The 11,951-nt window shown below is 52.9% G+C and carries 10 protein-coding genes; 6 read left to right on the top strand and 4 right to left on the bottom strand.

Going from position 1 to position 11,951, the window contains the following annotated elements; genetic code table 11:
• The first annotated feature begins 75 nt into the window (after nt 1-75).
• The 6 genes from MQE22_RS01510 to MQE22_RS01485 all read left to right on the top strand — a co-directional run bounded on the left by MQE22_RS01510 (nt 76) and on the right by MQE22_RS01485 (nt 5,665).
• Entirely contained in the window at nt 76-1,476 is a 1,401-nt protein-coding gene (locus MQE22_RS01510) for a sigma-54 dependent transcriptional regulator (RefSeq protein ID WP_215871207.1), read from the top strand.
• 307 nt (nt 1,477-1,783) lie between these two features.
• Nucleotides 1,784-2,089, top strand: coding sequence for a hypothetical protein (locus MQE22_RS01505; RefSeq protein ID WP_215871208.1), 306 nt, complete (start codon nt 1,784-1,786; stop codon nt 2,087-2,089).
• An 11-nt stretch (nt 2,090-2,100) separates the two neighbouring features.
• Entirely contained in the window at nt 2,101-2,724 is a 624-nt protein-coding gene (locus tag MQE22_RS01500; protein WP_215871209.1) for a hypothetical protein, read from the top strand.
• A 59-nt stretch (nt 2,725-2,783) separates the two neighbouring features.
• The gene (locus MQE22_RS01495) at nt 2,784-4,124 is read left to right on the top strand and encodes a hypothetical protein (protein WP_215871210.1); all 1,341 of its coding nucleotides are present in this window, start codon (nt 2,784-2,786) and stop codon (nt 4,122-4,124) included.
• A 212-nt stretch (nt 4,125-4,336) separates the two neighbouring features.
• The gene (locus MQE22_RS01490) at nt 4,337-4,903 is read left to right on the top strand and encodes a C39 family peptidase (protein WP_226826846.1); all 567 of its coding nucleotides are present in this window, start codon (nt 4,337-4,339) and stop codon (nt 4,901-4,903) included.
• A gap of 12 nt (nt 4,904-4,915) precedes the next feature.
• Entirely contained in the window at nt 4,916-5,665 is a 750-nt protein-coding gene (locus MQE22_RS01485) for a hypothetical protein (RefSeq protein WP_226826848.1), read from the top strand.
• Nucleotides 5,666-5,963: 298 nt separating this feature from the next.
• Here MQE22_RS01485 and MQE22_RS01480 read toward each other — a convergent pair whose 3' ends face one another.
• From MQE22_RS01480 to MQE22_RS01465, 4 genes are all read right to left on the bottom strand, one after another.
• A complete protein-coding gene (locus MQE22_RS01480) occupies nt 5,964-7,418 on the bottom strand; it encodes a glycosyltransferase family 2 protein (RefSeq protein ID WP_215871212.1) in 1,455 nt (484 codons plus the stop codon).
• Nucleotides 7,387-8,565 carry a HEAT repeat domain-containing protein gene (locus tag MQE22_RS01475; protein ID WP_215871213.1) on the bottom strand — a complete coding sequence of 393 codons (1,179 nt, stop codon included), beginning with the start codon at nt 8,563-8,565 and terminating at the stop codon, nt 7,387-7,389. The genes MQE22_RS01480 and MQE22_RS01475 overlap by 32 nt, the downstream gene beginning before the upstream one ends.
• Nucleotides 8,566-8,567: 2 nt before the next feature.
• Nucleotides 8,568-10,235: a tetratricopeptide repeat protein gene (locus tag MQE22_RS01470; RefSeq protein WP_215871214.1), complete on the bottom strand. Its 1,668-nt coding sequence runs from the start codon at nt 10,233-10,235 to the stop codon at nt 8,568-8,570.
• Between the two features lie 505 nt (nt 10,236-10,740).
• On the bottom strand, nt 10,741-11,817 hold the full coding sequence (locus MQE22_RS01465; RefSeq protein ID WP_226826850.1) for a transporter: 1,077 nt from the start codon (nt 11,815-11,817) through the stop codon (nt 10,741-10,743).
• Nucleotides 11,818-11,951 lie beyond the last annotated feature (134 nt).

Here is an 11,951-nt window from a genome sequence, read left to right as displayed (position 1 = left end):
GAAGGCTCTCTACAGAAAGTTGTATCCGGTGCAAGCTCGGGCTAATCTTGGAAAAACACTCGAACGGGGAATGGCATGGCAGCAGAAGACACAGATGTAGTGCAATCAAGCATTCTTCGTCGAGTCGCTCTGTACCTCGGTCCTGAAGACGTTATTGCGCCGGCACGAGAACTGCTCAGCATCCAGGAATGGACCGTCCTGCCGTTTCGCCATATCGACGAAGTGTCAGCGGCGCTGCGCAAACAGCAACCCTCGGTTGGTATTTTGGTGCTGCAGGATGTCGATGCGGCAAAATGGCAAAAGCATCTACTGCGACTGATTGCGCAAAATGAAAACATCCGCTGGCTGGCCCTGGTAGAGAAAGAGCTACTCAGCCAGTTGTCCATACGGCAACTCATTGGCAGCGCCTTCTATGATTACCACACCACTCCCATCGACCCGCAACGTTTCCTCGTCATGCTAGGACACGCCGCGGGCATGGCAGAGATCTCCCGCGAAGCCCTGTTCACTTCCGACGCCGACCCCACCACCCCGGAAGACCAAATGGTTGGCGCCAGCAAACAGATGCAGAAAATCTATCAAGACATTCGCAAGGTGGCAGCGACTGACGCGCCGGTTCTCATCACCGGGGAGAGCGGCACCGGAAAGGAACTGACGGCAAAGGCCATTCACGAACGTTCTTTTCGTAAGAGCGGACCTTTCATCGCGGTAAACTGTGGAGCACTCCCCGCCAACCTAATCCAGTCGGAACTGTTCGGGCATGAGAAAGGCGCATTTACTGGCGCGACAGAAAGGAAAATTGGTCGCATTGAAGCCGCCAATGGCGGCACCCTGTTTCTTGATGAGATTGGCGATCTGCCCCTTGATCTGCAGGTCAATCTTCTTCGCTTTCTACAGGAGCAGACCATTCACCGGGTAGGCGGCAGGGACGAAATCCGCGTCGATGTCCGTGTGCTTGCGGCCACCCACGTCAACCTGGAGGAAGCAATCAAAGGCGGCGCGTTTCGACAGGACTTGTATTATCGTCTCAATGTCTTGCAGATTCACATGCCGCCACTGCGTGCCCGCGAGGGAGATATCCCCCTCCTGGCCAATTACGTATTTCATCGCTTCGCTGACGAGCGCGGTCAACGGGTCAAGGGTTTCAGCGAAGATGCCCTGCAAATCATGAATGGCTACAGCTGGCCAGGGAACATTCGTGAGCTGATCAACCGCGTACGCCGCGCCATGGTGATGTGTGACAAGATCCTCATCAACGCGGAGGATCTCGGCCTCGAGCGCCGACAGAATCAGCGTGCGCGAATCAGCCTTGCGGAAGCCCGAGACGTTGCCGAGCGCAATGTCATCAAGGCAGCCATCGCCCAAAGCCTCGGCAGCATCACCCGTGCCGCAGAATTGTTACAAATTTCCCGCGTCTCCCTCTATCGATTGATGGAGAAACATGGCATCACCCCGCCTGGGCAGAAGGATCGATGACCCTCGGCAAATACTCCGTTACGCGAACGTACGCTTGAGAATCAATGTAGTACGAAAAAGCTCTAAAGCACTGTTACGAACCCGTAACAAACTCCCCTTCCATCCACTTTCATCCACACAATCAAACAGCTATCAACTTTTTTGACGCCACGGCAGGGCGTAACATCCCCCCACCCTGTAAAGACTGCCATACAAACAGAAGAAAGGTCATTTCCTTCCATAAAACACATCTAATTGTTTTATAAAGACTTTTATTCTGGCACACCAATTGCTTTGAGATCAGCAACGCAGGTTTGAGGAATTGACCATGATCCGGAAAGCACTTGGCGCGAAAGCTCGTAAAACGCAGTCCATGCTCCTGCTGAGTGTGGCGGCCGCCCTCTTAAGTGGCCCAGCCTTTGCCAATCAAGCGCCAGAACTCGGTCGACCGATACAGACCGAGATGCTCGCCAAAGTCTGCGGGAAGGGTGAACCTGTGAATCTTCCCAAGCTGACTTCGGGCAATGCCGGTGTCGTTCTCTGGGATGAGCTCCCTGCCAAGGACGGTAAAGGAAGCAACATTCAGATTGGCAACCTCAATCTGCAGAGCAGCACAATGACGAGCATCCGCTGAGGAACGAGACCATGTCACGCAATCACCTCTTGTGCAGTGGATTTTTCGGGATCAGCGCCCTGCTGACGCTCGGAACTGCCGTAGCATTGCCTCTACCCAATACCGCGCAAAGTATCATTTCCGACAACGCCCTGGGTAACGTGCATGGAGTAATGCAAAGCAATATGGCGGCCGGCAGCAATAATTTACAGGCCAATATCGCCAACATCATCATGAGCCCCAGTGGCCAAGGGGCGGCTACCTCAGCTGGAGTAGAGCAGCAGGCTGGCTCTGCTAACCCATCCAGTTTTACGCAGCAGCAGACGAAAATTCTGGGCAGAGCCTTTCAAGGTGCGAACGGCCTGATGTCCATCAACCAGGCGGCAGGCACCAGTAACGCCGAAGCGAATCGAATCCAGGTCGTCATGGGTGCGGCTCAACCGGTATCCAATCAAATCCTCGCCCAGAGTTTGTCTGGAATCAGCAGTAACTCTAAAAACAAAAGTACCGAAGGAGGACCCAGTAGTCAGGTAGTGGTAGCAGCCACTGCCTTCCACAACGCCGGCGGCATTGCCCAGGTCAATCAGACTTCTGGCTCGGGCAATGCCGCAGCAAACAGTTTCGCTCTCGGGGTGGCTCCCGGAGTGATGCAGTGATTTGTAACAAGCCGTGAAGTAGTCAACTCGTTCGTTTTTCTTCACCATAGGAGAGTACCATGAACACGATCCGTAAAGTAAGCCCCATCGCCATCGCTATCGCTGCCCTGGTGGCCGCCCCTCTGGCTTTCGCCGGTGCCGCTGTCAATAATGATCAATCGTCCGTCATGAATCTGCAGGGCGCCAACTGGAACAGCACGAACAGCGCGGTTCTGACGGACAGTGCCGGCCAGGGTGCCCAGGGCAACATCGGCTTTAATATCGCCTCGGGCTCGCAGAACCAGCAGTCCAACGCTGGCGCTCTCGCGTCCAACACCAACATCGACGTAGGCGACGGATTCGCCTCCAGCGCTACTACCATTGCCAAGCAGGTGGCGGTAATGGACTGGGCCTTCCAGGTGGCCACCGGCGGCAACTTAGTGAGCTTCACTGGTAACGCTTTGCAAGGCGCCGTAGGCAACATTGGCGTCAACATGGCCAGCGGATATTTCAACCAGCAGGGCAACAATCTGTCCGCTTCCAGCGCGCAGAATTCTGACTATGCCCGTGCCAAGTCCAACACCACTCAGGCGTCCGGCTATCTGCTCAACCTGAGCACCGGCAATTACAACAGTGCGATCAGCGCCTCCAACAACACCGGTCTCTATGGCAACGTACTGAGCGGCGCCTCGGGCAACATTGGCGTGAACGAAGCAGCGGGCATCAGCAACCAGCAGAGCAACAGCCTGAGTGTGGCCACTGCCAGCAACAATGACCACGAGGGCTATCCCATTGGCGCGACAGCCACCACCAACACCGATCAGGTCGCAGGCATGCGCGGTGCCCTGCAGGGAACGCCAATGTTTTGGCAGAATGGTGCGACAAATGTTGCTGGAGTCGCCGCCAATGCGTTGCAGAACGCCTCGGGCAACATCAGTGTCAACTTGGCTTCCGGCGTAGACAACCAGCAGAGCAACTCCACGGCTCTCAGCGCCACCAGCAACACGTACAACAAGCAGAGAAGTGTAGATTACGCCGCTGCCAAGGCTGCGACGAATCAGACCTCCGTTCTGAACGGCTCTGTGGACACCAACGTGATCGATTCCACCACGGTGGGAGGCAATGCCGGCCAGGGGGCCTCCGGCAACATTGGAATCAATGTTGCGTCCGGTGCGCAGAATCAACAGCAGAATGGTCTGGCCATGGCCGCCATTGCTTCCAGCAAGGCTTTGGGAACGGCCAGCGCCCCGGTGCTACAGAATGCCGCATTTAACGGCAGCATGAGCATGTGTTCCGACTATAGCGCCACCGTATCCGGCAACGCTCTGCAGAACGCTACTGGCAACATCGGCCTCAACATTGCCTCCGGCAACAACAATCAGCAGTCCAACACCCTGGCCATTGCCAGCGTAACCAAGTAAGTTCCTTGGTCTCTGCCACCCCTGCGGGGGTGGCGGTTTTCTCCCCTGATCGTCCGGAGTCTGTCATGGTATACCGGTCTACCGTTTATAAGCGCCTGTTCCTTCCTGTCTTGTTGGCAACGGCTCTGGCCTTACAGAACTCCCCCCTATTCGCGGCACCCTTCGGCAATGTCATTCCCGGAGCGGGCGTCATACAGGTACCCATACGCAGCATGGTCGGCATGCACTTCATCCATGTGGTGCGGCAGCACACGGATTTTTCCTGTGGTGCGGCCTCGCTTGCCACCATCCTCAAATACGGCTTTGATCAAGATGTGACCGAAGAATCGGTCATGAAAGGATTGTTTACTGTCAGCAATCCGAAGGAAGTCCAAAAAGTCGGTTTTTCCATGCTCGACCTGAAAAATTATGCGGACAAGATCGGCCTGCATGCCCAAGGCTATGTAGTTACGCCAGAGCAACTCGAAAAGATCCATATTCCGGTCATCGTCCTTCTGGATCTGGGCGGATACAAACATTTTGTTGTTCTGGAAAAGACTACCGCGGACAATGTGTACCTAGCGGATCCTGCATTAGGCAATCGCATCATGCCAAAAAAAGTATTCTTGCAGGACTGGAACAAGATTGTTTTTGCAGTATTTGGCGATGGCTTCAATCCACATTCTGTATTGTTGTCCCCCCCAGAAGCACCCAGTGCTCTGCGAATATTACACGGCATATTGCCCAAGGTACCCCTCGATCCGGCACATTTTGGGTACGATACAGTTAACTATTTTTGACGGAGAATGGCCATGAAGACCCATACGCTTCGCTTGACGATGATTGCGACACTAGTAGGTTGCGCCACAATTTCTGGCTTCACAGAAGCCGCGCCATTTCAACTTTCCGCACCCGTAGTATCAGACTCTGTCCTCGCCAAGATGATTGGCAAAGGGGTAATCGGAGGTCGCATCGTCTATTTTGGGGTTCAGATGCAGACCAACTGGACAGCGCCAGGAGACCAGGGGACGCTGCAAGGCAATTTGAATGTCGCGTTAAATAGCAACAACAATATGTTCGTCCCCACGATTACCTATTCTATCCGCAATGGCCGACTTCCTCAAAACAGTGGCAATCCTGGTTCGATGGTTGATGGTGCGGGCCTTTCCAACATCAAGGGCGTCTCTCAAGGCATCCAGATCGCTGGCCAAGGGAATGGTGTACAAAACGGCATGACTCTAAATATCGTCAAAGGTACGCCCGCCTCCCCTAACGTCGGCAACTCCTGGGCGCCAGGCGCCACTACGCAGCAGCAGGGCGATGTCACCATGGCCGTCCAACCCGGACAGCTCTCCATGCTCATCAGTAATGGCGCCAATACCGTTCAGCAGGGCATCGGCGCCGCGGGCGCCTACCAACTTGCCCAGATTGCAAGCAACGGAAACATCGTGAGCAATGAGATGCACATGACCCTCGGCATGGACACGGCGGCGACACGCAACATCTCTCAGCAGCAGCTTCAGTCTATTTTACAGAGCGCCATGCCAACGCCCCTGCAGTAAGCGGGGGTTCTCAAGCCTTAACGTTAACCCTGCCATATCCGCTACAGCCAATCCGAAGCGGATCTCGCTTAAGCTTGCAGCACGAAAGCAGGATTGACGCAATTCATCCCATTCCGCAGTTATTCACTGCCATGGATTGAAACAATTGGCATCCCAAGCCACCATCCATTTACGTACGGGCAGGAGGCAGTAAGCCTGTTGCCAAGGGCGCCTCCCAGGCAAACAGTGGATTCCCCGAAAGCCGGCGATTGCAGAGCTGGGTAGCAATGGCAAATCTGACCACGCAATGTTTTTACCACTATTTTACCGTATTACCCAGGCGCTTTGGATTTTCTTTCACTTGCGTTTCATCATCTTGCAGCATAATGCTTCTCCTGGGATGTCCCCAGGACTTCCGCCATGCCAGCAGACTCCCAACTGCACGTTCGAAATCAACAACCTGCCGGTAGCCAAGAAACTCCAAGGCACTCGTCAGCGCTATTTCCAGGATATCCCGAAGGTTTTCGTACCTACGAACAATCAGACTATCAAAAATGACCGCCGTCATATTTAGCACCCCACCCCATACTATCGCCAGCACGAGAAAGAGCAGAAAAAATGGCATGCTCACCATGCCAAGGATAAAAAATATCACCATACTGACATAACCCGTCAATTCGACGAATGGTGCAATCATTTCGATTACCACAAAATAGGGAAAGGCAATCAACCCGACGGATCCATAGCGAGGATTCAGCATCATTCCACGGCTGTGCCATAGCGCGCTAATCAATCCCCTCTGCCACCGGTTACGTTGCGTCAGCAGCGATCGAAAATCGCTGGGGGCCTGTGTCCAGCATACGGGTTCTGGATCAAAAGCAACGTGGTATCGCATTTTATTCCGCACGCAGTACCGGTGCAGCCTGATCACCAGATCCATGTCCTCGCCGACAGTCTGGCGATATCCCCCTATCGCATGGAGCAGATCTTTCCGAAAAATCCCAAATGCGCCAGAGATAATCAACAGGCTCTTCATTCTGTTCCATACGACGCGCCCAGCGAGAAACCCGCGTAAGTACTCCGCAATCTGTATGGATTCAATCAGTCTGTAGGGCGCCTTGATGCGCACAACTTCACCATCCTTCACCGTGCATCCATTGAGAATCCGAACCGAGCCCCCCGAGGCAACGATCTCACGATCGAAGAGGAAGCGATTCGCCATTCGCATCAACGCTGTAGGCTCCAATAATGAATCCGCGTCTATGGAACAAAATAATGGATAACTCGAGACATCCAGCCCCGCGTTCAGGGCATCGGCCTTGCCGCCGTTTTCTTTATCAACCACAATAACGTTCTGATGGGATCGCGATGCATATATTGCATTAATTTTTTTATATGTAAGTCTCCTCTGCACAGGCCGAGTAATTTGCACCAAGTCCAACAGTGCCGCCAGAATCTCCATGGTATTGTCTGTCGACCCATCATTCACGATGACCACTTCGAATTCTGGATAGATCACCTTCGACGTTGAAAGGATAGTCTGCGTAATAGTCAGTGCCTCATTAAATGCAGGTATGACAATCGATACCGGTCGAGCGTTAACGGTATTCAAGAGATTTTCCAGATCTGCTGCCGCCAACCTGGCATTTTTTTGCTTTACCAGCTCGCGAAAGGCATATAGTAGGGTAACCGCATATACCACCGCCAGTGCAAGGAAATACGCCAAAATCACATACTGATAATCAATAAGAAATTGAACGACGGACAGAGTCATTGGGTGTCATCCTATTCAATACATACAAACACACCGATGTGCGATACGAGTCGGAAGGTGTATCTCCCGCTGCACCGGGGTAGGCGTACGTCTCCAACACTTGAGACGCGCCCAATGTCGAAAGCGCCCGCGCTGCATTCAAGCGCACATAATATGCCTCGTCCGAGAGCGCCTTTTCCAATAGGTGAACAGATCCGCGCAGCGCAAGCGTGGCTGCTGTTGTACAGGCGGTTGCACGCACCCGCCAATCAGCGTGCAGAATATCGCCTTGTATGACTTCGTCTAGTCCGGGCCCTTGCGCGCGCATGGCAGCCAGACTTCGCAGGCAACTTATTTTGAGTATATTGTCATTTTTCTCTTGCACATCCAGCTCAGCAATTGGGCCCGCCAGTCGAGTTAGCGCCAGACGGCCCGCAGTGGCAATGACTGCGTACTGCAGGGCTTTTGCTGTAGCCAGTGACGGTAACAACGATAGACAAACACTCTCCGTCGCCTCTCTACCGATATGCTTTGTAACGGTGTCGATAGCTCGGTACGTCAGCCCTTCAACGAATCCCGCGGCAAACAACTCCCCCTCTGCCAATCGCTCCATAAAGTGATGGAGGTCCGTTGCGGTTGTACACAATTGCGACGCCACCAGCAGACCCACTGCTTTAGCGACATTCGCACCCTCCTGAGATGATTCCCGCGCGAGTTCCCGATCAATCGCCGCCGCCAGTTGTGGTTTGAGCGTGACAACGGGTAAACGACTGAGATGGAGATAACCGTGCGCGCGCTGGTACGGACGTGATGATGCGTCGGATATCTGTTTCAAATAGTGAGACACAATTCCAGAACCAGTGATTACAGGCTGCAATCTCTCTATATTGCCCGCGCCTTCTAAACAGACTACGTGTATCGCTTCCGTGAGGGCATCATAAGAAATGCTATCAAGATTCTGAAACATACTGATCGAGGAATTACTCAAAGAATCCCGAAGTACCTGAATGAAAGTATCCCTTTCTAATAAATAATTTGAGCTTATCTTTTCAGCACGATTTTTGGAGTAAACAAGAATAATGACATCCATAACAAACAGCAAAACGACGCTAAGTACGGCAATTTCCAGTACTTCGATACTGACCCCACCATTCGCCAGGAGGTCCATATTCACCACCAATACCTAACATAACCAAGACCACCAGCTCGATTATACAGTGCTTTTCGATATTCCATGAATATACCGGCGCCAATGCTGACATGTTGAGTAATGCGCCAGGTATCCCCAATTTCGACTGAAGCGCTAGGCGTATTTATGATGCCAAGCCTGGTACCCAAATTTTCGCCAGCCATTCCCCAGGCAAGGTTGGCATAGATTTCATCGTTGTCTGTCGGATTCCAACGGGGAGAAAGCATGAGCGAATACCCGTCGGTCTGGGGTACATAATACCCAGTGAGAGCCAACGATGCTGGATAGGTGAAGTAATAACGTGCCCCTACAGACAACATCGTAGCCGCCAGTCCTGGGTACTGAATTTGCCGTACTTCTCCGAAAATTTCCGTACGATCAATGGTGCGGGACAATCCAGCAAGAAATGAATAATGCGCCAGGAAGTTATTTTGCGGGCTGTATGTCGCGCCGATTTGCCCGGCATACCCATCCCTCAGTCTAAAATAGTAGATCGCACTGATATTTGTAGCCACCTCGTTGAATCGGTTCCAGCGGCTGAATGACAGAAAGAGGTTGCTGTTTCGGAAAGACTTGTTAATCGCCACACCAACGTGGTTATCTACAGGGTAATTACGCGTGCTCTCCGCGCCTCCCCCATACAGCATGATGTAGTTTGTATAGTAAGGCGCCAAGCTACCTCCAACACCGTGCAGTACAACGGGTTGCTGACCCAATGGCAGAGAGCGATAAAAGGCTAGCGCCTCGTCATCGTGATAGGCGTTGAGCAAGCTCGACATTTGTAGTGCGGAATAAGAGGAGTTATCCGGATCTTCTTCATGCAGGGCATTGAAGACCGCGAGAGCATGACCAAATTCGTGCATTTTGAGGTAAATCGTACCCATCAGCGCCCGAGCATTACGCGCGACCTCAGATCCTCCGGCAGCATAGGGCCGCAGCACAGTCAAAGCCGCTGTGAACTGCTTCCTTTCCACCATCCGGTGGGCCTCGGTCAGTGCCGCAATTGCCCGGACATGGGCCAGTTGCTCCGCAATATCTGCGTCATGCGGATATCGCTTCGCCAGGATTTCATACGTAGTTATGGACTTGCCTACTTCTCCCAGGTAAAACTCTGAGCGAGCCTGAATCAAACCACTACGATACGGATATACCCCCTCGCGAAAGAGCCTCTCACCCACAGTAGCCGAGCGGTGATACTGATGCTCTTTGAACAACTGCTCCAATTCCTCTATGCGTTGAATTTTCATGTAGTTAGCAAGTAGAGCATTCACTTCAGAGTTACCCGGATAGCGCACCGCCAGCGTTCGTAGCGTGCTTACTGCGGCCTCATAGTGTCCAGCTGCCAACTGAACTCTCGCCAAGAGTATGCCGGAGGGATATCGGCCAAAGTCTTGCCGATAGAGTCGCTCTGCGAGGGGTAGAGCTTGATCCAGATGGTGTTCGGCAAGAAGATGTTCTATCGCCGCAGGCGTCGTCAGACTTCCGCCATCTACCTTGGCGGTACCCGCACAGGCTGTAGAGCAGGACAAAACGCACAAGATGGAGCCTCCAGTCGCTGCCAGCCAAGGTGAAAGCCGGACCATTTTTCGGCCAGACCGGAATAGGGGCATAACGAGCATGGATCCGACCTGCTGAATAATAGGGCGCATGTTTACCCACCTACCTGATCAAAGAACTCAGCCTACAGAAACCACGCAACTGGATCCCAATCACCACTTTGTTAGGGTGATTGCACATCGACCACGTCGTTCCTCCTAACTTATTGGCGCATTTTCCGAATCGGACCAAAACAGCTTACAGTTTAAGCAATCTCTATGCCATACATATAAGCGAGCAATTCTTAAAGGAAACACCAAAAACATTTACGTTAGCAGCCAAACGAGCCTGATAAGGATTTGTTACAGCCCCCGAGACACCCCCTCCACAGAACAAACACTATCTGAAGAAACAAGCACATAAACTATGCCGGACTGTTTGTAACCTCTATGATACAGCTATGCCATTCGCTCTATGGCTCCTCCATCATCGCCCCCTTACCGGCGATTTCAGGCGACGGCCTCGGATATCGTCGCGATTACCCAGGTGGCGAGAAGATCGCTGTCCCGAGCGGATGGAGGGGGATCGCGCACATATAAACCACCATCCCGGCATCAGTTACAGGTTATATGGAACGGTCGCCGTCAGCTGGAAGTTCGGTGCGCTGGACGTCAGGCCGATCCCCAGATTCATGATCAAGGAACTGGTCGGAGTAAACGCATAGGTCAACCCAAGGTTCGCTACACCAACATTGGCACCGCTACCGACGATGGGTGTCCAGGCACTGCCAAGACTGCGCACGCTGGTTTGTTGCTGCAAGCGGTCAGCAAAGGAGGTGCTGACACTCAGGCGGTCGTTGAGGGCATAAGCGACGCCCAGACTGAACTGGAAGGCGTTACCCAGGCGCACCTGGCCGGGCTGAACCACATCTGCAGTCGTGCTGATATCCGAAAAACTGCGCTGCAAATTGTAGTAATAATTGGCACTACCGAAGAAGATGGCAGGATCCGAGGTGGACACAAAAGAGATGCCCGGCGTAATGGTCCAGACGCCGTTACCGGTCGGCAGCTTGGTCGGCACTTGCAGATTGGTATTGTTGGCATCTGGCTGATATACCTTGATACCGTAAGGATTGATGCCCGTGGGCGCGGTAAGCAGAAGGCTGGCCGTCAGAGTCGGCCAGCTCTTGGATTCCTGCACCAATTGGTAGTAAGCACCAAAGCTGATATCTCCCAGCCGCGGCCCACCGGAGGTCACCGTCGCTTCACTGTACTGATTGCTGGCATAACCTGCGCCGCCAATCTCATAGGTGCTTTGCCGATAGACCATCGGGACATTCAGAACCAACTGTAAACGCCGCCCGAGTGGAACATAAGCAGATTCTGTAAAGGTATAGATGCTCGACTTGACCTTGCTCACGTTGATATTACCGAGAAAGATTGCGCCCAGTGCCAGGAAGCCATTCAAATTGATGGTATTCTGGTCGGAGTACGCGTAGGACATACTCGATTGCAGGGTGATATGGTCGTAAAAGAAATCCGTGTTTTGCTGCAAGATTGCCTTTTTACTCGCCGACTCCGGGGGAGCCTTGAGATTGCTTTGCTGGGCGCCATCTTGTGCAAAGGCCTCACTTGAGGTCGCGAGCACAGAAAAAATCATCATGAATAATGCAGCCGACTTTACGCGTCGTTTCATCCGTAGTACTCCGAGCATGGTCTTTCCTGCGCAGAGCGTAGCACAAGTGCGGCGCCAGCTACTAACGTTCCTTTGCTTTTGCCATGGAATGGCCTATACTGCCTTTGGCCAGTTCGGCTGTTTTTATTTATTTG

Origin of the sequence: Acidithiobacillus sp. YTS05, from assembly GCF_024396695.1 — a bacterium.
Taxonomy (GTDB): domain Bacteria; phylum Pseudomonadota; class Gammaproteobacteria; order Acidithiobacillales; family Acidithiobacillaceae; genus Igneacidithiobacillus; species Igneacidithiobacillus copahuensis.
This window is presented reverse-complemented; position numbering and strand designations above follow the sequence as displayed.

Bases quoted from the DNA above. Each gene is read 5' to 3' on its own strand.
- MQE22_RS01465 (WP_226826850.1), bottom strand. From the start codon at position 11,817: ATGAAACGACGCGTAAAGTCGGCTGCATTATTCATGATGATTTTTTCT.
- MQE22_RS01470 (WP_215871214.1), bottom strand. From the start codon at position 10,235: ATGCGCCCTATTATTCAGCAGGTCGGATCCATGCTCGTTATGCCCCTA.
- MQE22_RS01495 (WP_215871210.1), top strand. From the start codon at position 2,784: ATGAACACGATCCGTAAAGTAAGCCCCATCGCCATCGCTATCGCTGCC.
- MQE22_RS01475 (WP_215871213.1), bottom strand. From the start codon at position 8,565: ATGGACCTCCTGGCGAATGGTGGGGTCAGTATCGAAGTACTGGAAATT.
- MQE22_RS01505 (WP_215871208.1), top strand. From the start codon at position 1,784: ATGATCCGGAAAGCACTTGGCGCGAAAGCTCGTAAAACGCAGTCCATG.
- MQE22_RS01485 (WP_226826848.1), top strand. From the start codon at position 4,916: ATGAAGACCCATACGCTTCGCTTGACGATGATTGCGACACTAGTAGGT.
- MQE22_RS01510 (WP_215871207.1), top strand. From the start codon at position 76: ATGGCAGCAGAAGACACAGATGTAGTGCAATCAAGCATTCTTCGTCGA.
- MQE22_RS01480 (WP_215871212.1), bottom strand. From the start codon at position 7,418: ATGACTCTGTCCGTCGTTCAATTTCTTATTGATTATCAGTATGTGATT.
- MQE22_RS01490 (WP_226826846.1), top strand. From the start codon at position 4,337: ATGGTCGGCATGCACTTCATCCATGTGGTGCGGCAGCACACGGATTTT.
- MQE22_RS01500 (WP_215871209.1), top strand. From the start codon at position 2,101: ATGTCACGCAATCACCTCTTGTGCAGTGGATTTTTCGGGATCAGCGCC.